This window comes from Streptosporangium sp. NPDC003464 (genome assembly GCF_053588315.1).
Map to the genome: position 1 here is coordinate 22,387 of NZ_JBSFPS010000045.1, position 22,249 is coordinate 44,635.

General features: G+C 72.1%; 19 protein-coding genes. 13 read left to right on the forward strand and 6 right to left on the reverse strand.

Going from position 1 to position 22,249, the window contains the following annotated elements; all coding sequences use genetic code 11:
* Positions 1 to 6: 6 nt before the first annotated feature.
* The gene (locus ACWDS7_RS13025) at positions 7 to 636 is read right to left on the reverse strand and encodes a TetR/AcrR family transcriptional regulator (protein ID WP_451929435.1); all 630 of its coding nucleotides are present in this window, start codon (positions 634 to 636) and stop codon (positions 7 to 9) included.
* Between the two features lie 77 nt (positions 637 to 713).
* On the opposite strand from ACWDS7_RS13025, the gene ACWDS7_RS13030 reads away from it, so the two are divergent.
* A complete protein-coding gene (locus ACWDS7_RS13030; protein WP_451929436.1) occupies positions 714 to 2,264 on the forward strand; it encodes an FAD-dependent monooxygenase in 1,551 nt (516 codons plus the stop codon).
* A 50-nt stretch (positions 2,265 to 2,314) separates the two neighbouring features.
* Here the strand turns inward: ACWDS7_RS13030 and ACWDS7_RS13035 are convergent, their stop codons facing one another.
* A complete protein-coding gene (locus tag ACWDS7_RS13035; protein ID WP_306856974.1) occupies positions 2,315 to 3,040 on the reverse strand; it encodes a GntR family transcriptional regulator in 726 nt (241 codons plus the stop codon).
* A 492-nt stretch (positions 3,041 to 3,532) separates the two neighbouring features.
* Between ACWDS7_RS13035 and dapA the strand changes: the two genes are divergently transcribed.
* The 8 genes from dapA to ACWDS7_RS13075 all read left to right on the forward strand — a co-directional run bounded on the left by dapA (position 3,533) and on the right by ACWDS7_RS13075 (position 13,222).
* Positions 3,533 to 4,459, forward strand: coding sequence for a 4-hydroxy-tetrahydrodipicolinate synthase (gene dapA / locus ACWDS7_RS13040; protein ID WP_451929437.1), 927 nt, complete (start codon positions 3,533 to 3,535; stop codon positions 4,457 to 4,459).
* A gap of 165 nt (positions 4,460 to 4,624) precedes the next feature.
* The gene (locus ACWDS7_RS13045; RefSeq protein WP_451929438.1) at positions 4,625 to 6,313 is read left to right on the forward strand and encodes a ribonuclease J; all 1,689 of its coding nucleotides are present in this window, start codon (positions 4,625 to 4,627) and stop codon (positions 6,311 to 6,313) included.
* A gap of 260 nt (positions 6,314 to 6,573) precedes the next feature.
* Entirely contained in the window at positions 6,574 to 9,129 is a 2,556-nt protein-coding gene (locus ACWDS7_RS13050; protein ID WP_451929439.1) for a DNA translocase FtsK, read from the forward strand.
* Between the two features lie 111 nt (positions 9,130 to 9,240).
* Positions 9,241 to 9,996: a helix-turn-helix domain-containing protein gene (locus ACWDS7_RS13055; protein WP_451929440.1), complete on the forward strand. Its 756-nt coding sequence runs from the start codon at positions 9,241 to 9,243 to the stop codon at positions 9,994 to 9,996.
* 115 nt (positions 9,997 to 10,111) lie between these two features.
* Entirely contained in the window at positions 10,112 to 11,521 is a 1,410-nt protein-coding gene (gene rimO, locus ACWDS7_RS13060) for a 30S ribosomal protein S12 methylthiotransferase RimO (protein WP_306856980.1), read from the forward strand.
* Between the two features lie 25 nt (positions 11,522 to 11,546).
* Positions 11,547 to 12,149, forward strand: coding sequence for a CDP-diacylglycerol--glycerol-3-phosphate 3-phosphatidyltransferase (gene pgsA / locus ACWDS7_RS13065; protein WP_306856982.1), 603 nt, complete (start codon positions 11,547 to 11,549; stop codon positions 12,147 to 12,149).
* Complete coding sequence (locus tag ACWDS7_RS13070) at positions 12,149 to 12,652, forward strand: CinA family protein (RefSeq protein WP_451929441.1); 504 nt, start codon at positions 12,149 to 12,151, stop codon at positions 12,650 to 12,652. The genes pgsA and ACWDS7_RS13070 overlap by 1 nt, the downstream gene beginning before the upstream one ends.
* 207 nt (positions 12,653 to 12,859) lie before the next feature.
* Entirely contained in the window at positions 12,860 to 13,222 is a 363-nt protein-coding gene (locus ACWDS7_RS13075) for a helix-turn-helix domain-containing protein (protein ID WP_306856984.1), read from the forward strand.
* Here the strand turns inward: ACWDS7_RS13075 and ACWDS7_RS13080 are convergent.
* The 3 genes from ACWDS7_RS13080 to ACWDS7_RS13090 are packed head-to-tail and all read right to left on the reverse strand — an operon-like array spanning position 13,219 to position 16,167.
* Positions 13,219 to 14,010: an Fpg/Nei family DNA glycosylase gene (locus ACWDS7_RS13080; RefSeq protein WP_451929442.1), complete on the reverse strand. Its 792-nt coding sequence runs from the start codon at positions 14,008 to 14,010 to the stop codon at positions 13,219 to 13,221. The genes ACWDS7_RS13075 and ACWDS7_RS13080 overlap by 4 nt on opposite strands.
* A gap of 10 nt (positions 14,011 to 14,020) precedes the next feature.
* Positions 14,021 to 14,470 carry an RrF2 family transcriptional regulator gene (locus ACWDS7_RS13085; RefSeq protein ID WP_306856987.1) on the reverse strand — a complete coding sequence of 150 codons (450 nt, stop codon included), beginning with the start codon at positions 14,468 to 14,470 and terminating at the stop codon, positions 14,021 to 14,023.
* A 20-nt stretch (positions 14,471 to 14,490) separates the two neighbouring features.
* Positions 14,491 to 16,167 (reverse strand): condensation domain-containing protein, encoded by a 1,677-nt coding sequence (locus ACWDS7_RS13090; RefSeq protein WP_451929443.1) that lies wholly within the window; start codon positions 16,165 to 16,167, stop codon positions 14,491 to 14,493.
* Between the two features lie 327 nt (positions 16,168 to 16,494).
* Between ACWDS7_RS13090 and ACWDS7_RS13095 the strand changes: the two genes are divergently transcribed.
* The 3 genes from ACWDS7_RS13095 to ACWDS7_RS13105 all read left to right on the forward strand — a co-directional run bounded on the left by ACWDS7_RS13095 (position 16,495) and on the right by ACWDS7_RS13105 (position 19,903).
* Positions 16,495 to 17,673: an ROK family transcriptional regulator gene (locus ACWDS7_RS13095; RefSeq protein ID WP_306856990.1), complete on the forward strand. Its 1,179-nt coding sequence runs from the start codon at positions 16,495 to 16,497 to the stop codon at positions 17,671 to 17,673.
* A gap of 122 nt (positions 17,674 to 17,795) precedes the next feature.
* Positions 17,796 to 19,205 (forward strand): hypothetical protein, encoded by a 1,410-nt coding sequence (locus ACWDS7_RS13100; protein ID WP_451929444.1) that lies wholly within the window; start codon positions 17,796 to 17,798, stop codon positions 19,203 to 19,205.
* Positions 19,202 to 19,903, forward strand: a complete 702-nt coding sequence (locus tag ACWDS7_RS13105; protein ID WP_451929445.1) for a PIG-L deacetylase family protein — start codon at positions 19,202 to 19,204, stop codon at positions 19,901 to 19,903. Before ACWDS7_RS13100 ends, ACWDS7_RS13105 begins: the two co-directional genes overlap by 4 nt.
* Positions 19,904 to 20,075: 172 nt before the next feature.
* Here ACWDS7_RS13105 and ACWDS7_RS13110 read toward each other — a convergent pair whose 3' ends face one another.
* Positions 20,076 to 21,590: a glycoside hydrolase family 3 N-terminal domain-containing protein gene (locus ACWDS7_RS13110; RefSeq protein ID WP_451929446.1), complete on the reverse strand. Its 1,515-nt coding sequence runs from the start codon at positions 21,588 to 21,590 to the stop codon at positions 20,076 to 20,078.
* 172 nt (positions 21,591 to 21,762) lie between these two features.
* Between ACWDS7_RS13110 and ACWDS7_RS13115 the strand changes: the two genes are divergently transcribed.
* A complete protein-coding gene (locus ACWDS7_RS13115) occupies positions 21,763 to 22,218 on the forward strand; it encodes a condensation domain-containing protein (protein ID WP_451929447.1) in 456 nt (151 codons plus the stop codon).
* Positions 22,219 to 22,249 lie beyond the last annotated feature (31 nt).

The following is a 22,249-nucleotide window of genomic DNA, read 5'->3' on the forward strand; positions in this document are numbered from 1 at the left end:
GAGGTCTCAGCGGGCGGCCAGCGCCCGTTCCAGGGCGTCGAAGGAACGGTTCAGCAGGGCGATGTGGTCGTCGATGACGTCGTCGAAGCTCTCGCCGGCGAGGATCCTGCGGGCGGTGGTGATGTAGGTCGTGCGGTAGGCCGAGACGACCAGCGCCGCCGCCACCCGGGGCCACGGGTCGCCGGGACCGGCCCCGGAGGTCTCGGCGAACAGCGAGCCGAGCAGGTCCTCCAGGCCGTCCACCAGCTCCCTGGCCCGTGCCTGCAGAGCCGGGGAGTCGAGTATGACCTGCCAGAAGAACTGGTAGCCGTCGCCGACCCCGCCCAGGGGATGGCGCCGCTCCAGCAGGTCCAGCAGCATGCGGCGCAGCGCGGCCAGCGGCTCCTCGCCCTCGGGGCGCTCGCGGACCGCGCGGGTGATCAGCTCGGCGGCCTCGGGGAACCGGTCGAGGAAGAGGTCCTCCTTCTTCGGGAAGTAGTTGAAGACCGTCTTCGTCGAGACGTCGGCCGCCTCGGCCACCTCGGCGACCGTGACGTTGTCGAACCCGCGCTGGATGAAGAGGCCGGAGGCCACGTCCGAGATCGCCTTGCGGGTCTGCTGCTTCTTCCGTTCGCGGAGTCCAGGCTCATAGCTCACGGTAATCACTATAGTTGATAAAAAGTTTTAGTCGCAGTAAGTTTTTAGCGACGGTAGTGATTTCTCCGGGAGGTGGCATGTCGTACGACGTTGACGTGGTGGTGGCCGGGGGCGGCCCCGTGGGGCTGATGCTCGCCTGCGAGCTGCGGCTCGGCGGTGTCTCGGTCGTGGTGCTGGAGCGGTTGACCGAGATGGACCCCATCATCAAGGCCGGCGCGCTGAACACGCCCAGCGTGGAGGCGCTCTACCGGCGCGGTCTGCTGCCCGCGCTGCAGCGGGCCCAGGAGGAGAACCTGGAACGGTACGCCGCGTTCATGCGGCAGCGGCTCCCCGAAGGGCAGCGGCTCCCCGAAGGAGAGCCCGCCAAGGCGCCGCCGAGGTTCGCCGGCCACTTCGCGGGGATCATGCTCAGCGGCGACCGGCTCGACCCGTCCGACCCGGAGCTGACCGGGCACGGCCCCGCGGACCTCGTCGGCATGGTCAATCAGCAGCAGCTTGAGGAGCTCCTGGCCCTGCGCGCCGCCGAGCTCGGGGTCGAGGTGCGCCGGGGCGTGGAGCTGACCGGCCTGGAGGCCGACGCCGACGGGGTGACCGTCATGACGGACGGCGGGCGGATCCGGGGCCGCTGGCTGGCCGGCTGCGACGGCGGCAGGAGCACGGTCCGCAAGCTCGCCGGCTTCGACTTCCCCGGCACCGGCCCGGAGATCACCGCCTACCAGGCCATGGTGGAGATGGAGGGCTCCCAGGCGCTGGGGGCGGGCTGGCAGGCCACCCCCACCGGCGTCTACGCGCACGGCCCGATGCCCGGCCGCGTCCTCACCGTGGAGTTCGGCGGCGCTCCGGCCGACCGGGACGCCCCGGTCACCGCCGATGAGCTGCAGGCGTCCATCAGGAACGTCAGCGGGGTCGACGCCGTCGTGACCGGGGTCAGGACCGCGACCCGGTTCACCGACAACGCCCGCCAGGCGACCACCTACCGGCTCGGGCGGGTGCTGCTGGCCGGTGACGCGGCCCACGTCCACTCGCCCTTCGGCGGCCAGGGTCTGAACCTGGGGATCGGGGACGCGATGAACCTCGGCTGGAAGCTCGCCGCCACCGTGCGCGGCCGGGCTCCGGAAGGTCTGCTGGACACCTACACCGCCGAACGCCACCCGATCGGCGCCTGGGTGCTGGACTGGACGCGCGCCCAGATCGCGCTGATGCGCCCCGATCCGCACGCCCGGGCGCTGCGCGAGGTGGTGGCCCAGCTGGCGGAGACCGTCACCGGGACCACCTACTTCGTCAAGAAGATCTCCGGGGTCTGGCAGCGCTACGACCTTCCCGGCGACCATCGGCTGATCGGCGGCAGCGCGCCGGACCTCGGGCTGGCCGACGGCTCCAGGCTCGCCGACCACCTGCACGACGGCCGGGCGCTGCTGCTGGACCCGGCGGGGGAGCTGCGGGCGGCGGCCGGCGGCTATGGCGACCGGTTGAAGGTGGTCACCGGGGCCCTGCCCGACCGGCCCGAGCTGGCCGGGCTGCTGGTGCGGCCGGACGGGGCCGTCGCCTGGGCGGCCGACGCCGGCCGGGCGGACCCCGGCGCGCTGGAGGCGGCCCTGCGCGCGTGGCTCGGCGCGCCGACCTCCTAGGGCTGCGGGGAGGCGCCGGCCTCCTAGGGCTGCGGGGAGGCGCCGGCCTCCTAGGGCTGCGGGGAGTGGGCGTAGACCAGACGGAAGCGGTCGCCGGGGATGACGATGTCGCTGGTCTCGACCGGGCGGTCGCCGGCCCAGTGGGTGCGTTCGACGTGGAGGACGTGGACGCCGGTCGGCAGGGCGAGGGCGTCACTCTCGGTGGGCTGGGGGACGCGTGTGTAGACCTCCTCCACTATTTCGGTGATCTTGACGCCGAGCGCGGACAGCCGGGCGATCAGGCCGCGGGGGTGCTCCTCGGCGGCGGGCTCGCTGAACTCGACGGGCTCGTAGGAGGTGGCGAGCTGGACCGGTCTGCCGTCGCCCCGGAAGACGTGGCGGGTGCGGGTCACCGGGGCGGAGTCGTCCAGGCGCAGGCGCTGGGCGATCTCCGGGGTGGCCTCCGCGGGCTCGGCCCGCCGCTCCCAGGAGGCGCGGGGACCCTGCGACTGGATCTCGGCGCCGAAGGGGGAGTGGTGGTCGGGCAGGCGCCAGCGGTGCAGCGGGAGCAGCACGGGCTGGGCCCGGACGTAGTGGCCGGAGCCGACCCGGCCGACGACCAGCCCTTCGGCGGCGAGCACGCGCAGCGCGTGGCGGGCGGCGGTCTCGCCCACGCCGTACTTGCGGGTGAGCTGGGCGCGGGAGGGGATCGGCGCGCCGGGGGAGAGGGAGCCGTCGACGATCTGACGGCGGATGTCGGCGACGACGCGCAGGTAGACCGGATCGGAGGTTGCCACGTGTCCATCCCTGGGTTCGACAGGCGTCGTCCCATCCTGTCGTATTCGATGGACAACTCAGGGTAATGGCCCCGGTTTGGAGCTCCAACTTTGCGGGGGCCCGGAGAAGTGCCCGAAAATATCTCAGAGACCGTGTAACACCCGCGTAAGCGCCCGCGATTCAACGGTAGAGGCCGCCGATGTGTGTACCCCCGAGCACATATCGGCGGCTTCTTTCATGTCCGCGGAGGGTGTCGGCCGACTGGAAGCGGACATGAATCCTGTAACTACTTTTTTTGCCCTTATGGGGACAAAATTGTGATCCTCGTTGCCCTCCCGGCGGTCGTGCTCGCCGGAAGGGGGAGCGGCGTCGCTGTTTGGCACGTTATATCCGCCTTTACGGCGTGAAACGAGGCGTCTCAGGGGATATCAACCCTTGAGTGCATCGGTGTACCGAGGCTAGACGGGGTGGCGGGGTCCACCGTATGGGTGGATCCGGGTACCGTTCGGTCTATGGCAGCGCCAACTGGAACCTCCGACGCACCCTTCGGCCGCATGCTGACCGCCATGGTCACGCCGTTCACCGATGACGGCGCGGTCGACTACGAGGGAGCGCAGCGCCTGGCCGCCTACCTGGTGGACGAGCAGCGGAACGACGGCCTCGTGGTGAGCGGCACCACGGGCGAGTCCCCGACCACCTCCGACGCCGAGAAGGATCGCATCCTGCGCGCCGTCGTCGAGGCGGTCGGCGACCGCGCCGCCGTCGTGGCCGGAGCGGGCAGCAACGACACCCACCACAGCGTCGAGCTGGCCCGCGGCGCCGAACGCGCCGGGGCCCACGGCCTCCTGCTGGTGACGCCGTACTACAGCAAGCCGCCGCAGGAGGGCCTCTACCGCCACTTCACCGCCGTGGCCGACGCCACCGGCCTGCCGGTCATGCTCTACGACATCCCGGGCCGCAGCGGCGTGCCGATCGAGACCGGCACCCTCCTGCGGCTGGCCCGCCACGAGCGGATCGTCGCGGTGAAGGACGCCAAGGCCGACCTGTTCGCCGGATCACAGGTGATGGCGGCCGCCGACCTGGCTTTCTACTCGGGCGACGACACGCTCAACCTGCCGTGGCTGTCGGTCGGGGCCGTCGGATGCGTCAGCGTCGTCGGGCACGTCGTCGGCGCGGAGATCGCCGCGATGATCGCGCTGTACCGCTCGGGCGACGTCTCGGGCGCGCTCGACATCCACCGCAGGCTGCTCCCGGTGATCTCCGGGATCATGACGCAGGCCGGTGGTGCGATCATGGCGAAGGCGGCGCTGAAGCTGGTGGGGCGGTCCGCGGGACCGGCGCGACTGCCGTTGGTGGAGGCCACCGAAGAGCAGGTCGCGCGGCTGAGAGAAGACTTGATCGCGGGCGGCGTGAAGCTGTCCGACGGGGTTGTGTCATGAGAAGGCATGAGAAAGCACGTAGCGGCCGGTACCGGCCGCAGTGGGGAGGAACGGGAGTTTGAGCGACAGAGGACACAGCGGTCCGCTGGAGACCGGAGTGCTCGGCGAGGGAGCATTCCTGCCGGACAGAGGCTCCGCCGACGCTTGTGAGAGAGGTGTGGCCGCATGAGTCACCCCCACCCCGAACTCGGGCCGCCGCCGGCGCTGCCCGAAGGCGCGCTGCGCATCGTCGCGCTGGGCGGTCTCGGTGAGATCGGCCGCAACATGGCGGTGTTCGAGTACGAAGGCCGCCTGCTGATCATCGACTGCGGGGTGCTGTTCCCCGAGCCCGAGCAGCCCGGCATCGACCTGATCCTGCCCGACTTCGAATACATCCGGGACCGCCTCGACGACGTCGAGGCCGTGCTGCTGACCCACGGGCACGAGGACCACATCGGCGCCGTGCCGTACCTGCTGCGCGAGCGCGCCGACATCCCCGTCGTGGGGTCGAAGCTGACGCTGGCGCTGGTGGAGGCCAAGCTCACCGAGCACCGCATCCAGCCGGCCAAGATCGAGGTCGTCGAGGGAGAGCGGCGCCGGTTCGGGCCCTTCGAGTGCGAGTTCCTCGCGGTCAACCACTCCATCCCGGACGCGCTGGCCGTCGCGGTCCGCACGCCCGCGGGCATCGTGCTGCACACCGGCGACTTCCGGATGGACCAGCTGCCCAGCGACGGGCGGCTGACCGACCTGGGCGGATTCGCCAGGCTCGGCGCCGAGGGCGTCGACCTGCTGATGTCCGACTCGACGAACGCCGAGGTGCCGGGCTTCGTCACCAGCGAGCGGGAGATCGCGCCGGTCATCGACGAGGTGGTCCGCACCGCGCGGAAGCGCGTGATCGTGGCGAGCTTCGCCTCCCACGTCCACCGCGTCCAGCAGGTCATGGACGCCGCGCACAAGCACGGCCGCAAGGTCGCGCTGGTCGGCCGCTCCATGGTCCGCAACATGGGCATCGCCCGCGACCTCGGCTACCTGAAGGTGCCGACGGGCCTGATCGTCGACTCCAAGGAGATCGAGACCTGGCCGCCGGAGGACGTGGTGCTGATCTGCACCGGGTCCCAGGGCGAGCCCATGGCGGCGCTGTCGCGCATGGCCAACCGCGACCACCCGATCAGGGTCGCCGAGGGCGACACCGTGCTGCTGGCCTCCTCGCTCGTGCCCGGCAACGAGAGCGCCGTCAACAAGGTGATCAACGGGCTGGCCCGCTGGGGCGCCCGCGTGGTGCACAAGGGCAACGCGAAGGTGCACGTCTCCGGGCACGCCGCCGCGGGCGAGCTGCTCTACGTGCTCAACCTGACCCGGCCGTCCAACTTCATGCCGGTGCACGGCGAGTGGCGGCACATGCGGGCGCACGCCAAGATCGCCGCACTGTCCGGGGTGCCCGACGACCACATCGTGATCGCCGAGGACGGCGTCGTGGTCGACCTGCTCGACGGCCGCGCGAAGGTCGTGGGAGCGGTCCCCGTCGGTTACGTCTACGTGGACGGCACCTCGGTGGGCGACGTCACCGACTACGCGCTGAAGGACCGGCGCATCCTCGGCGAGGAGGGCTTCATCTCCATCGTCATCGTGGTCGACACCGCCACCGGCAAGCTGACCGGCGGCCCGGAGATCCACGCCAGGGGGTCGGGTATCGACCCCGACCGGCTGGAGGAGGTCATCCCGCAGATCGAGAAGGCCGTGGAGGAGCACGCGGCCGCCGACGGGGTGGTGGACGTCCAGCAGATCCGCCGGGTGGTCCGCAGGACCGTCGGGCGCTGGGTGAGCGACACCTACCGCCGCCGACCGATGATCGTCCCCGTGGTGATCGAGGTCTGACCCTCCCGCCGTACGGTGGCCCCACCGGCCGCCCACGGCCCGCCGCCGCCCCACCGCGGGCGGCGGCTCGCTCCTCGTGAGGCGGTGCCGCCGGCAGCCCGCCTGCGCCACCGCCCCGGGCCGGGCGGTCCGACCCCCGCCGCCGCCGTACGGCCCGACCGTGTGGCGACGGTCGATCCGTCACGCGGTCCGGGGGCGGTCCGTGCCGTTCCCGGCGAGCCTCCGCGCGATCCACCATCCGTCTCGTTAGCCTCACTATCATGGCCACCCGTACGTCTAAAGGCGCCTCAGGTAAGACCCCCGCCAAGGGGTCCGCTGGCAAGGGGTCCGCTGGCCGGTCCGGACCCCGCCCGTCCCGTACGGCCCCCGCCAGGCGGCCCTCCACCGCGCGGGCGAGGACGACGGCCCCGGCCCGCAGGTCCGCCACGCCGAACCAGGACCCGATCGGCTGGGTCTTCACCATGATCGGCAAGCTGTTCATGGGGATCTGGATGCTGCTCGCCGGTGGCATCGGCAGCGCGGCGCGCGCCCTCGGACAGAACGCGCGGGAGCTCGACCCGGTGCACCGCCGCGACGGGCTCGGCCTGGCGGTGTTCTCCGGGGCGATCGTGCTGGCCGCGATGACCTGGCGGGAGAGCACGGGCACGGTCTCGGCGGTGGTCAACGCCGTCATGCGCGGGGTGTTCGGATCGCTGGCCTGGCTGATCCCGATCCTGCTGGCGCTGCTGGCCTGGCGGCTGCTGCGCCACCCGGACCAGAACGCCGACACCGGCCGGATGAGCATCGGGTGGTCCGCGCTCACCGTCGGCGTCCTCGGTGTCGTGCACATCGTGCACGACACGCCGTACCCCTCGGGGGGCGGACCCAACGGCATGGACAAGGTGTCGGCCGCCGGCGGCATGATCGGCTTCGTCGTCTCGGCGCCTCCGGCGAGCATCCTGCCCGCTTTCGTCACCATCCCGCTGATGCTGATCCTGTCCGGCTTCGGCGTCCTGGTCATCACCGCCACCCCGGTGCACCGGATCCCGGAGCGGCTGGCCGAGATCAAGCACATGCTCTTCAACCGCGACCTCCCGGCCAAGCCCCGCGAGCCCCGCAAGCGGACCGCGCGCAAGAAGCCGGAGGAGGGGCCGGAGGTCGGCGACAACGTCAAGCCGTACGACACCCCGGTCGTCACCGAACCGCAGGGCAGGCGGCCGGCCGAGCCCCCCGAGCCCGCCGACCACTCCCCGGAGATCGTGCCGGGGCTGGTGGGGGAGGACGAGGAGGCTCCGGCCCGCAGGTCCGAGCCGCCCGAGCCGAGCCCGGCGCCGCGCAAGGTGGAGCAGCTCGTCCTGTCACCGCAGGCCGGTCCCTACACGCTGCCCGACTCGCAGCTGCTGCGCCCGGGCAGCGCGCCCAAGCCGCAGACCAAGGCCAACACCGTCGTGGTCAACGCGCTGACCAGCGTGCTGGAGCAGTTCTCCATCGACGCCCAGGTGATCGGTTTCACCCGCGGGCCGACGGTGACGCGCTACGAGATCGAACTCGGCCCGGCCGTCAAGGTCGAGAAGGTCACCGCGCTCACCAAGAACATCGCCTACACGGTCAAGTCCGCGGACGTGCGCATCCTGAGCCCGATCCCCGGCAAGTCGGCCATCGGCGTCGAGATCCCCAACACCGACAAGGACCTCGTGTCGCTGGGCGACATCCTGCGCTCCCAGGTGGCCCAGGCCGACCAGCACCCCATGATCGTCGGCCTCGGCAAGGACGTCGAGGGCCGCACGATCGTGGCCAACCTCGCCAAGATGCCGCACCTGCTCATCGCGGGCGCCACCGGCGCCGGCAAGTCGGTCTGCGTCAACGGCCTCATCTCCTCGATCCTGATGCGCGCCACCCCGGACGAGGTCCGCATGGTGCTGGTCGACCCCAAACGGGTCGAGCTCAGCGTCTACGAGGGCATCCCGCACCTCATCACGCCGATCATCACCAACCCCAAGAAGGCCGCCGAGGCCCTGGAGTGGGTGGTGGGCGAGATGGACCGCCGCTACGACGACCTGGCCGCCAGCGGGTTCCGGCACGTCGACGACTTCAACAAGGCGGTGCGCGCCGGCAAGCTCGTGCCGCCGCCGGGCAGCGAGCGGGTCTACCAGCCCTACCCCTACCTGCTGGTCATCGTCGACGAGCTCGCCGACCTGATGATGGTCGCCCCGCGCGACGTCGAGGACTCCATCGTCCGCATCACCCAGCTCGCCCGCGCCGCCGGCATCCACCTGGTGATCGCCACCCAGCGCCCGTCGGTGGACGTCGTCACCGGCCTGATCAAGGCCAACGTCCCCTCCCGGCTCGCCTTCGCCACCTCCAGCCTCGCCGACAGCCGGGTCATCCTCGACCAGCCGGGCGCGGAGAAGCTGGTCGGCCAGGGTGACGCGCTGTTCCTGCCGATGGGCGCCAGCAAGCCCATGCGGCTGCAGAACGCCTTCGTCTCCGAGAAGGAGATCACCGAGGTCGTCGCCCACTGCAAGGCCCAGATGCAGGTCGAATACCGCGACGACGTGGCCGCCGCGGCGACCGCCAAGAAGGAGATCGACGAGGACATCGGCGACGACCTCGACCTGCTGGTCCAGGCGGCCGAGCTGATCGTGACCACCCAGTTCGGCTCGACCTCGATGCTCCAGCGCAAGCTGCGGGTGGGCTTCGCCAAGGCGGGCCGCCTGATGGACCTGCTGGAGAGCCGGAACGTGGTGGGGCCGAGCGAGGGGTCGAAGGCCCGGGAGGTGATGGTCAAACCCGACGAGCTCCCCGGCCTCCTCGCCGACCTGCGCGGCGGAGAATGACCCCCACCACGACTGACCTGCGCGGAGAACGACCCCCACCGCACGAGCCCCTTTCGATTACTGGTTGAATAGGACCCACTACGCAACGTCGGGGGCTGGGGGGCGTGCGCTATGAGCATTGGCAGCGATCTGGCAGAGGCGCGTCGGGCGGCGGGTCTGACCGTCGGACAGTTGAGCGCGCGCACGCGCGTTCGCGAGGCGCTGATCCACGCGATCGAACGGGATGACTTCTCCCAGTGCGGGGGAGACTTCTACGCGCGCGGACACGTCCGCAACATCGCCAAGGTCATCGGGCTCGATCCGGAGACCATGGTGCACAGATACGACGAGCTGCACGGGGGCGTGCCGCTGCCGGTGCGGGCGGCCAGCGTCTTCCAGGCCGACACGCCCATCAAGATCCGCGAGAGCCGTTCGCCCAACTGGACGACCGCGATGGCGGTCGCGCTGGCCATCGTCGTGGTGTTCGGCGTGGTGAAGATGATGGGCGGCCAGGAAACACCCACGGCTGAGGTCCGTCCGGCCGCGGTGCCGGCCGTGCCGCCGCCGGCCGCGTCGGCCGCGCCCAGCCCGTCGCGCCAGGCGGCGTCGCTGGCGACCGGCAAGAAGGGCGAGGTGGTCGTCTTCCAGGTCAGGGCGGAGCGTTCGTCCTGGATCGACGTGACGGAGGCGGGCGGCCGCAAACTCTTCTCCGGCATGCTGGAGGCGGGTAAAACCTCCGTCTGGAAGGCGAAGAAGGGGGTGAAGGTCACCTTCGGCGACGGCGGAGCCTTCCTCCTGCGGGTGAACGGGAAGAACCTCGGCACTCCCGGCCCTTCCGGACAGGTCCTCACCCGCTCCTACGGGGCCCCCGCGCCCCGGTCGCGCTAGGTCCGCGGCCCGGTCCGCCGCGGCGCTCTCCACAGGATGGTGGCCGGTCCGCAGCGAGCTTGTGATGGGGGAGGTGCATCGGTGGTGGCCAACTCCCGATACCGTAGTGTTCACCATGTCATCCCGCCGAACCGCATCGCTGATAACACTGGGCTGCGCGCGCAACGAGGTCGACTCCGAGGAGCTCGCCGCGCGTCTTGAGGCTGCCGGTTGGCAGGTGGGCGACGACGACCCCGATGTCATCGTCGTCAACACCTGCGGCTTCATCGACTCAGCGAAAAAGGACTCCATCGACACGCTGCTCGCCGCGGCCGACTCCGGGGCCAAGGTGGTCGCCGCGGGCTGCATGGCCGAGCGCTATGGCGATCAGCTCGCCGACGCGCTGCCCGAGGCGTCGGCCGTCATCTCCTTCGACGACTACACCCAGATCGGCACGCGCCTGGACGACGTACTGGCGGGCAAGCCGCTGGTCCCGCACAGTCCCCGTGACCGCAGGACCCTGCTGCCCATCTCGCCGGTCGAGCGCGCGGCCGCGCCCAAGACCAACATCCCCGGCCACGGCGAGCTGCCCGAGGGGCTGGCCCCGGCCAGCGGCCCCCGGCCGCTGCGCAAGCGCCTGGCCGACGGCCCGGTGGCGTCGCTGAAGCTGGCCTCCGGCTGTGACCGGCGCTGCACGTTCTGCGCCATCCCGGCCTTCCGTGGCGCCTACGTCTCGCGTGCTCCGGAGGAGCTCCTGGGCGAGGCCGCGTGGCTGGCCGGGCAGGGCGTCAAGGAGCTCGTGCTGGTCAGCGAGAACTCCACCTCCTACGGCAAGGACCTCGGAGACCTGCGGGCGCTGGAGAAGCTGCTGCCCTCCCTGGCCGCGACCGAGGGCATCGAACGGGTGCGGGTCAGCTACCTGCAGCCGGCCGAGCTCCGCCCGGGCCTGCTGGAGATGATCGCCTCGACCGAGAGCGTGGCCCCCTACTTCGACCTGTCCTTCCAGCACGCCAGCGGCTCGGTGCTGCGCCGGATGCGCCGCTTCGGCGACCCCAGGCGCTTCCTCGACCTGCTGGAGGCGGTCCGGGCGATCGCCCCGGAGGCGGGTGTGCGCTCCAACTTCATCGTGGGCTTCCCGGGCGAGACCGAGGAGGAGTTCGGTGAGCTGACGTCCTTCCTCCAGGAGGCCAGGCTCGACGTGATCGGCGTCTTCGGCTACTCCGACGAGGAGGGCACCGAGGCGGCCGAGCTGCCCGGCAAGCTGGCGCAGGAGGTCGTCGACGCCCGCGTCGCCGCGCTCACCGAGCTGGCCGAGGAGCTCATGGCCCAGCGAGCCGAGGAGCGGATCGGCACCGAGGTGGACGTCCTCATCGAGGAGGACCTCGGTGACGGCGGCTACGAAGGCCGCGCGGCCCACCAGGGGCCGGAGGTCGACGGGTCCGTGACGGTCCAGGGCATCGGCCTGGTCCCCGGCCAGATCGTCCGGGCCGTCGTGGTCGACTCCGAGGGGGTCGACCTGATCGCCCGCATAAAGGTCGCACCATGAGCGCGCCGCCGGGCCGGGAGAGCGTATGACCAACACGCCAGAGACCGGCACTGACGCGACCGCGGCAGCCGCGCGCCCCAAGGTGAGCGCGTGGAACATCGCCAACGTCGTCACAGTGATACGGCTGGCGATGGTCCCGTTCTTCGTGGTCTGCCTGTTCCTGCCGGGGGCCGGCTGGCGGGTCACGGCCCTGGTGGTCTTCCTGGTCGCCTCGCTCACCGACCTGCTCGACGGCGAGCTGGCCCGCCGCTACGGACTGGTCACCGACTTCGGGAAGATCGCCGACCCGATCGCCGACAAGGCGCTGATCGGCGCCGCGCTGATCAGCCTCTCGGTCCTGGACGAGCTGCCCTGGTGGGTCACCGCCGTGATCCTGGGCAGGGAGCTGGGCGTCACCCTCCTGCGGTTCGCCGTCATCAGGCACGGCGTCATCCCCGCCAGCTACGGCGGGAAGGTGAAGACCGTGCTCCAGATCGCGGCGATCGTCTCCTACATGTGGCCGGAGGTGCCCGAGCCGATCCGCTGGGCCGTCATGGGCGCGGCGGTCGTCGTGACCGTGGGGACCGGGCTCGACTACGTGGTCCGCGCGGTCAAACTGCGGCAGGTGGCGAAGCGGGCGCGGGCCTGATGAGTCACCGCCTGCTCGCCGCCACCAACGTGCTCTCCCTGCTCGTCCGCCGGGGCGAGACGGTGGCGGTGGCCGAGTCGTTGACGGCCGGGCTGATCGGCGCCGCGCTCACCGCCCCCTCGGGGGCGTCCGCGGCCTTCGTGGGCGGGGTCCTCTCCTACTCCACCGACCTCAAGCACCGCCTGCTGGGGGTCCCCGCCGACCTGCTGGAGCGTGAGGGGGCCGTGCACCCGCGGGTCGCCGCGGCGATGGCGGTCGGCGTGCGCGAGCTCACCGGCTCCACGTACGGCCTGGCCGCCACCGGCGTGGCCGGCCCCGACCCGCAGGACGGCAAGTCGGTCGGCACCGTGCATCTGGCTGTTAGCGGGCCAGATGGGCGGGTATGGCACCGGGACCTCCGTCTTGACGGGACTCGTGAGGAAATTCGGCAATCGACGGTGAACGAGGCTGTGGACCTACTTCAAGGTGTGCTCGAGACGAACTTGGGGGAACATTCCGGGTGATTACCGCGTTACGTCCCCAGCGAACATGCTCATCACGGTCTGCCGCGGTGTTGGTCGATACAGGTACGGTGGAGATGTGAGTGAGGTAAAGGTCAAGCGATGATGACGGCGAGGAGTATGTACCAAGGGTCGAGTTCGAAGAACGGGCGGCACGAACCGATCGCGCGGAGTGTTGTGCAGACGCCCGCGCCGGGGAGGGAGCGACAGATGGTCCTGCTGCGTCAGCTGCTCGGTGACGTGTTGCGGCGGCTGCGCGTGCGGCAGAGCCGCACGCTGCGTGAGGTGTCCACATTGGCCCGTGTCTCCCTTGGATACCTGTCCGAGGTGGAGCGCGGCCAGAAGGAGGCATCTTCTGAGCTACTCGCGTCAATCTGCGGCGCCCTCGGTGTGCCGCTTTCACAGGTGCTCCGTGAGGTTTCCGACCAGTTCGCGCTGGCCGAGCTCCAGCACGCCCCGGTGCTTGCCGGCGACGTCCCCGAACGGGAGCGTCTGCCGATCGCCGAGACCGTGCCCGGCGGCGCCCTCCCGGAATCCGTTTTCCCCGAGGTCAACGACATGGTCGCCGCTTAGCCGGTCGGTTCTCCCGGCTGGCAGTGACGGCACCAGAAGATCAGCCGTTCTTGCGGCTGTGCACCCATCTCCCCGCGACTGATCCGTTGTCCGCAGCGCAGGCAAGGCCGTCCTGCCCTGCCGTATACCCAGCTGCCCCGTCCCGGGCCGAGGTCGCCCGTCGTCACGCGTTCAGGCCGCTCCCTGTTGGCGTGCATCAACCGCTGCGCGAGCGTCACCACTCTCCCGACATCCTCGACCGCCCCCACCGGCCGCCACGGCGAGACCCCCGCGAGGAACAACGTCTCGGCCCGATAGATGGTGCCGATCCCCGCCAGATTGCGCTGATCGAGCAGCGCCTCCCCGATGGCCGTCCCCGGTCTCTCTAACAGCCGCCGCACGGCCTCCGCCGGATCCCAGTCCGGTCCCAGCAGGTCGGGCCCGAGATGCCCGACGAGCCGGCGCTCCTCATCGGTCGCCACCAGGTCGACCACGCCGAGCCGTACGCCCACCGCCTGCCATTCGGCGTTGGCGAGCACCAGCCGGACCACGTCGCCCGGGGGCGGGCGGCGGCCGGCGGGTGAGATCTGCCAGCTCCCGTCCATGCGCAGATGGGTGTGGACGGTCAGGCCGCCCTCGATCCGGGTGAGCAGGTGTTTGCCGCGCGAGACGTTCTCCAGCACGGTCCGGCCGGTGAGGTCGGCCGTGGCGTGGCGCGGCACACGGAAGTCGGAGCGGGTCAGGACCCGGCCGTCGAGTGCCCGGCCGAGCCGTCCGGCAGCGCGGTAGACGACGTCGCCCTCGGGCACGGGAGCCCGCTCAGTCCCAGGCTGCGGGGTCGGCGGCGAGCTGACGGACCCGCTCGGGGAGCGCGCCGGTGGCCACGCTGTCGAGCGTGACCTCCTCAAGGATCGCCCGCTCGCTGGCCCGCAGCGCGATCCACACCTGCTGCAGGGACTCGGCGGGGCCGCGGTAGTCGACATGCTCGGGCCGCTCGCCCCGCACGTTGGCCAGCGGGCCGTCCACGGCGCGGATCACGTCGGCCAAGGTGATCTCGGTCGCCGGGCGGGCCAGCACGTAACCGCCCTCGGGGCCACGCTGGCCGCGGACCAGGCCGGCCCGGCGCATCTGCAGGAGGATGTTCTCCAGATACTTGGGCGGCATGTCCTGCTCTTTGGCCAGCTCACCCACAGTGGTTGGTCCGTCGCCGGCGGCGGCGAGTTCGGCGGCGGCACGCAGGGCATAGTCGACACGAGCGGATAGACGCATGTAATCGATTATCCCGCTTGCTATTGACTGCTTATGCGCGCGGTTATGGAAGAACCGAGTCGGCGCCCGTCACCCTCGGTCACCACGGGGCCGTCCAGCGGGCTCTCCCCGGGGGCGGGCCGGTGGACGACGTAGTGGTGGGGTGTCATGGCGGAGGTGCGGCCCGGCAGCAGGGCGAGGCAGGCGGCGTGGATCTCCTCCGGGGTCCCGGAGGTGACGTGACAGGTCAGACGTCCGTCGGCGCCGTAGGTCACGCGGTGTGGCCGTCCGCCGACGGCCTCGCCGACCAGCCGGTCGACCTCGGCGAGGCTCACCCAGCAGGAGTCGGCGTGGACCCATCCGGGGCCGTGCTCGACGGGCGTGACCCCGGAGACGGCCGGGATCTCCACGGTGGGGATCGTCCGCTCGCCCGCCTCGATCAGCAGTCTGACGAGTCCGGTCCCGAAACCCTCCGCCTCCTCGCGGGACATCACCTGCGGATCGATCCAGAACGTCAGGTCCACCTCCTCCTCCAGCCGGTTGGCCCAGAGGGCGAGATGCGCGGGGAGCGAGGCCTCGGGGAGCCAGCCGTGCTCGATGTCGGTGGCGGGCGGAGCCTCCCGGCCGGCCACGGCGACGCCGCTCATGTCGTTGAAGACGCAGTCGCGGGCGAAGTTCACCCCCCGCTCGGCATTGACGGCCTCGATGACCTCCCAGAGAGCGGTGGAGTCGAACCGGCTGTGCTGGTATCCGGCCAGGGAGGCGGTGCGGAAGCGGCGGACCGCGTCGTCGAAGGTGGGGACGTCGAGGTCGGTGGCCATCAGCGCGTCCTGGGCCAGTGGTCCGACGTAGTCGCGCAGCTCGGGGCGGACCCGGTTGCTCGACAGCGAGGCGATCACGCAGGTCCGCTGCGCGCTGCGCAGGCCGATCAGCACGCCCAGCGCGGCGAGCGTCACCACCGAGCGGCTCGCCCCGGTGCGGCTCGCGACGGCGCCCAGCGCTCTGCCCGCCACGGCCGAACGGACCCTGAGCCGCGGCCGGATCGCGCCGGTGTCGGCCGCCTCGCGGACCGCGAACATGGCCTGCGGCGCCCTTCTGAGCTGGGTCTCCCAGTGCCGTAGCGCCGCCGTGCTGCGGCGCTGGGCGAGCGGGGTGGCCTCGGCCGCCGCCAGGTCGAGCGGCTGCGTCGGGCACGGGGTGGGCACGGTGTCGCCCCGGATCAGGCGCTCCCACTCGCGCATGACGGTGGCCAGGCCGATCGCGTCCACCGAGGTGTGGGGCAGGACGAAGACCACCCGGCGGGGCGCGTCCCGTTCGGTGATCACGGCGATCCGGATGGGGAGCTCGGCCTCCACGTCGAAGCGGGTGCCCTGCATCCGCAGGCCGACCTCCTCGGCGAGCCCGTCCAGGTCGTGCTCGGTGGCGCCCGCCCCGGCGCCGTGCACCTCGATGGGGCAGACACCCGTACCGGGCACGTTCTGGACGCCGGCGTGGATGGTGGCCCGGAGGCTCTCGTGCCGGGAGAGCAGCCGGCCGACCGCCTCGGAGACGGTGGCGAAGGTCGTCTGCGCCGGGAGGTGCTTGGTGACGCGGAAGTTCATGTGCAGCGGCGGGTCGCGGAGCACGCAGCGCGCCATGTTGGCCTGCCCCATGGTGACGGGTCCGCTCCGGGTCGGTCGCCCCGCGTAGTCGGCGGCGATCCTGATGATGGTGTCCATGTCGAGACCTGCCTCGCACACGCGGAAGGGCTTTAACTGAAAAGAACCTTTACCGTTTCCGGGAGTGTTCCACGCGACGGGCGGGCGTCGCAAGCCTCGATTTCCCGGCGCCTGCGGGGATCCGGGCGGAGATCGCCCGCCGGATCCGGGTGGAGGGTGGCGGGGACGAGAGTGCGGCGGGGAGGGGCGCGGCGCGCCGCGGGCACCCGGGGCCCCCGGGAGACCCCTATGGGGCTAAACTATCAGGAAGCTTTATTAATGAATAGAACCGCTATTCTTGGCTGAATGTAAAAGCGACGGGGAAACGGCGAACAAGAGAGCATGCATATGGAGCGACGTCCTGGCGTGCCCAGGCTATTGAGGGAGATCAACGACCGGGCCGCCCTGGAGCTGTTGCTTGACTCGGGGCCGCTGACGCGGGGCCAGATCGGGGAGCTCACCGGCCTTTCCAAGGTGACGGCGTCGCAGACGCTCGCCCGCCTGGAGGAGCGCGGTCTGGTCGAGGTGGCTGGAGAACAGGCCGGCGGGCGAGGGCCGAATGCGGCGCTTTATGGAATTATCCCGTCCTCTGCCTATGTCGCGGGACTGGACGTCGGCCCGGAATTCGTCACCACCGCCATCGCGGATATCCACGGTGAGATCGTCGCTGAGGTGACGGTCGCGCCGAACGGACACGACGATCCGGTCGCCCTGGTGCACAGCGCGGTCGTCAAGGCGTGCCGGTCGGCCAAGGTCGCGCTCTCCAAGCTGCGGGCGGTCGTCATCGGCACCCCGGGCGTGGTCGACCCCCGGACCGGGGACGTGCGCTTCTCCTTCGACCTGCCGGGCTGGCACGAGGGCATCCACGAGGCGCTCGCCCGTGACCTGCGCCGCGACATCAAGATCGAAAACGACGTGAACCTCGTCGCCGTCGCCGAGCGCACCCTGGGCGCGGCGCGCGGCGTCGACGACTTCGTGCTGCTCTGGGTGGGCCGCGGCATCGGCCTCGGCGTCGTGCTCGGCGGCCGGCTGCACCGCGGCCGGTCCGGCAGCGCGGGCGAGATCGGCTACCTCCCGGTGCCCGGCGTGCCGCTGGCCGCCGACGTGCGGGCGGTGCCCGGCCGGCTGCCGTCGCTGGCGGGCGGTCTGCAGTCGCTGGTCAGCGCGGAGGCGGTGGCCGAGCTCGCCGCCACCCACGGTTTCGAGGGGGGCAGCGCCGCCGAGTGCGTGGCGGCGGCCGTCGCGGCGGGGGAGCGGGGAGAGCCCCTGCTGGATGAGATCGCCGGACGGCTGGCGCTGGGCGTGGCCTCGGTCTCGGTCGTGCTCGACCCCGGGCTCGTGGTGCTGGCCGGAGAGGTCAGCCAGGCGGGCGGAGGTGCGCTGACCTCCCGGATAGAGGAGGCGGTGGCCCGGATCTGCCCGGTCCGCCCGCAGGTGGTGGCCAGCGAGGTGGAGGGGAACCCGGTGCTGCGCGGCGCCGTCCTCGCCGCTCTGGAGCAGGCGCGGGAGGAGATCTTCGCGTCCTGAGGGCCCGATGAGACAGGCGATCCTTCTCGGTCCGTACCCGTTGCGGTGCCGGGAAGATCGTCTATGCTGGCGCGGAAATGTCATGGAAAAGACATCCTTCTGTGATCAGGGATCGGGGATCTATGGCAGTCGTCATCGCCGTGCTGCATGCCGAGGACGTCGCTCTCGAGTTCGTTTCCGTCCTGAGGCGCCATGCCGATCGGGACATCCGGGTGATCGTCGGGCAGTCGGGGGCCGGGGTGACCCTGCCGGCGGGGCTGTCCCCACGGGAGCGGTTGCGGCTGCTGGCCCCCCTCGTCGAGCCCGGCGGCAACACCGCCGCGCTGCCGTCCCCGGAGGAGGTGGCCGGCTGGCTGGACGGGCCGCCCGCCGAGGTCTGGACCCACTCGCCGGCCGACCACCGGATCCGCCGGGCCCGGTTCGGCTGGACCGTCTCCCGCGCCGTCCCCGGCCTGACCGTGACGTATTCCGTCGGGGACAACCCGTTCCTGCAGACGGTCCCCGGCGAGGTGGCCGCGCTCACCGGGGCCGAGGCCGACATCAAGATCGACTTCATCAACCGGCACGCCGGGGAGCTGCTGCGCAGCAGGGTGGCCGACCGGCTCGTCACCACCGACCGGGTCCCGGTGGTCGAGCGCTTCTTCGCCGCCGACGTGACGCAGGCCAACCGGCTGTACGCGCTGATCTCCAGCCTGGGTGACGACGCCGCGGTGGCCGACGACCCGTGGGAGTTCGGCCGGTCGGCGTACGAGGCCGACCGGCTCGACGCGACGGCGGCCTGGGTCACCCGGTGGTGCTCGCCGGACGACGGGCCGATCGTGGAGGTGGGGGCCTGCGAGGGCGAGCTGACCCGGCGGCTGGCCGGCAAGGGCTACGCGGTCCACGCCACCGAGCCCAACGCCGGGTTCCGGGCCCGGCTGGCCGGGCGGATGAGGACGGGAACAGGCTCCGGTACCGGTGTGGAGGCGGGCGCGGGCTTCCCGGGTACGGCAGGGCCGATCGAGGCCGACGCGGGCTCCGGTACCGGTACGGCCGGATGGGGGGAGGCGGGCGCGGGCTCCGCTCCGGGTACGGCAGGGCGGGTGGAGGCGGGCGCGGGCTCCCCGGGTACGGCGGGGCCTGCGGAGGGGGGTGTGGGTTCCCCGGATATGGCGGGGGCTGTCCCCGGGGTGGCGGGGTGGCCCGGGGTGGAGGGGTGGCCCAGGGTGGAGGTGTCGCCGGACAGCCTGGAGGACCTGGCCGCCCGCCGGGACCGCCCGGCGGCGGCGTACCTGCTGATCGAGATGCTCTACTACGACCAGGACCTGGCGCTGCTCGACGCCCTGCCGACCGACCGCGTCCTCATCGCCCTGGAGAGCGGCCGGCTCAACGACCTGGTCTGGCCGTGGCTCCGCGGGCAGTCGGTCTGGCGGGTGGCCGAACGCCTCGAACTCGCCCCGCCGACGCTGGAGTCCGTCTGCGACGGCCTGGCCTACCTGCGTAAACGGGGCAGCCGCGGGCTCGTGCTGACCAGGGCCGGGGCCGCGGGGTGAGCCGGCGGACGGTCGTGGTCTCGCCGCACTTCGACGACGCGGCCCTGTCGGTGGCGGGAGTGCTCGCGCGGGACGGGGGACCGGCGGTGATCGTCACGGCGCTGGGCGGGGTGCCGGGCGGGCAGGTCTCGGCATGGGACCGGCTGTGCGGGTTCGCCTCCGCCGAGGAGACGGCGCGGGAGCGGCGGGCGGAGGACGCCCGCGCGTGCGAGATCCTCGGGGCGGACCAGGTGGCGCTGGCCCATCCCGACGTCCCGGCGGCCGGGCTCCGGCTGCGGGAGCTGGAGGACTTCCTCGCCGCGCACGTCACGCCGGATACGCGGGTGCTGGTCCCGATGGGGATCGGTAACGTCGACCACGAGGCGGTCCGGGACCAGGCGCTCGAGGCGCTGTGGCAGGCCGGCGTCCAGGAGCCGTGGGTCTACGCCGACCTTCCGTACGCCGCCGCGGCGCGTGAGTGGGGCACCGCCTCGGCGGATCGGGCACTGGCCGCCACACCGCCGGTCCGGGCCCTCGCGGAGCGGCACCGGATCCGCCCCGTGCTGCGGATCCGGCTGGAGGGGGCCGAGTGGACGGTCAAACGGCGCGCCGTGCTGGCCTACGCCTCCCAGCTCGCGCCGCTCGCCTGTGACTACGGGGAGTTCCTCGCCGTGCCCGGGCCGCTCCAGCACGAGCTGGTGTGGGCCGTCGAGAGGTGATCCGGCCGCTCCGGCGCGGGTCCGCGGGGTCCGCCGGGTGATCGGGCCGTCTCGGCACGGTCCGGCGGGGGCTCCCTGGAGCGGCGGCCGGGCCCACGGGGCCGCGGGGTCCGTCGGGAGGTGACCCGGCCGCTCCGGCGCGGTCCGCGAGGATCCCGGCGGGGCGGCCGGGTCAGTGCGTGCCCGCGGGGACCCCGGCGGGGTGGCCGGCCAGGAGTTCGGCCGCCGCCTGGCCGCACGCGCTCGTCGCGCCGTAGGTGGTGATGTGCGTGCCGCCGGGCGTCGCGGGGCCCGGCAGGCCCATCTCCACCACGACCGCGTCGGGCCGCCGGGACAGCAGCGCGTCGAGCCGGGCCGAGACCCAGGCGTGCCGGTGGGCGTCCCGCACCACGACCACCAGCGGGCGTCCGCCGGTCAGCGGCGGGTCCGGGTCCTCGGCGCCGAGCCGTACGGCGCTCGTCCCGGGGAGCAGCGCGGCCAGCGGGGCGGCGACGCCCCAGGGGGTGGCCCGGTCGATGGCGATGTTCGTCTCCGACACGAACTCGATCACCTGTGGCGCCGAGGTCAGCGGCAGGCCCTCGCCGTGGACCCGGAGGGCGCGCCGGGCCGCCGCGAGACCGGCCGGGGCCGGCGCCGGCCGGCCCGTCGCCCAGGCGGCCCGGCGCTGCCCGGCCGACCAGGCCGCCAGGCGGCGCACCCGGGCGGCGGCCTCGGCCAGACGCTCCTCGGGGAGGGTGCCGTCGATCACGGCGTTCACGATGGCGTTGCGCATGAACCCGACCACGCCGGCGCCCTTGCGCTCGCCGCCCACGCAGACGGCGTCGGCCCCGGCGGCCAGGGCGCGGACGGCCGCGCCGGTCACGCCGTACCGCTCGGCGACCGAGGGCATCTCCACGCCGTCGGTCACGATCAGGCCGTCGAAGCCGAGCTCCTCGCGCAGCAGCCCGACGAGGAGGCGGCTGCTCATCGTGGCGGGGGCGGCGGGGTCGTAGGCGGGGACGAGCAGGTGGCCGGTCATCACGGCCTGGACGCCGGCCTCGATGGCGGCCCGGTACGGCGGGAGCGTCGTGGCGGCGAGCTCCTCGGCGGAGTAGGACACGGTCGGCAGGTCGTTGTGGGAGTCCACGGCGGTGGCCCCGTGGCCGGGGAAGTGCTTGGCGCAGGCGGCCACCCCGGCCGACTGCAGGCCGGTGACCCAGGCGCGGGCGTGCCGGGCCACCAGCCAGGGGTCGGAGCCGAACGCGCGGGTGCCGACGACGGGGTTGTCCAGGTCGGAGTTGACGTCGACCACGGGGGCGTAGTTCAGGGTGATGCCGGCCTCGGCCATGTCGTGGCCGATCCCGCGGGCGACCTCCTCGGTCAGCTCGGCGTCGTCCACCGCGCCGAGCGCGAGGTTGCCCGGCCGGGAGCTGCCGGTGAGCGCCTCCAGCCGGGTGACGTCGCCCGCCTCCTCGTCGGTGGCGATCACCACGTCCGGGTTCTCCGCCCGCAGGGCCGCGGTCAGCGCTCTGACCTGCGCGCCGTCCACGATGTTCCGGGAGTAGAGCGCGACCCCGCCGAGCCCTTCGGCCAGGCGCCTGCGCAGCCAGTCGGGCACCTCCACCCCCACGAACCCGGGTTGCAGGACGGTGTCGGCAAGCCCGGCCAGCTCGGGGCTCATGCCCGCCGGCCCGCCGCGAACGATCATCAAATGCCTCCAGCTCGGTTCATCACGAGTCGCTTGTTTCAGACGTACCACATGTGTACCATTCGGGTTGCGTAAATAGACAGGAAACTTTCCTAATAAATGTCTGTCCGGGGTGACCCATGCCCCCCGTCACCTGCCCGAAGAGAAGTCACCCACGAGGGAGACGGACAGGATGTCGCACGCCTCTTTCGACCGGCGGGGGATCCCGCTGGTGCTCCACCTGAACGGCCCCCTGGACGTCCCGGCGCTCCTCGGCGCGTGCGCCGCCGTCGCCGCGCGGCACCCGGTCCTCGGCCCGGTCCGGGTCGCCCGGACCGAGACGTCCGACCGGCGCTATCCGGAGGTCGCCGCCGCCGAGGTCACCCGCCCGTTCGACCTGGACCAGGGCCCGCTCGCCCGGTTCACGCTGGTCACGCTGGGACGCCGGAGCAGCCGGCTGATCTTCACGGCGCACGGCCGGGTGTTCGACGGCGGCTCCAAGGACCTCCTGCTCCACGACCTGGCCGACGCCTACTTCTCGCGGGCCGCGCTGCCCCCGCTGGCCGTGCCGTACGGCGAGCGTCCCCCGGCCGACGGCGCCGAGGCGTTCTGGGCACGGCGCTTCCACAAGCCACCGCCGGATCACTAGTCCCAGCTTTCGCTCCTGCTCGACCCGTCGG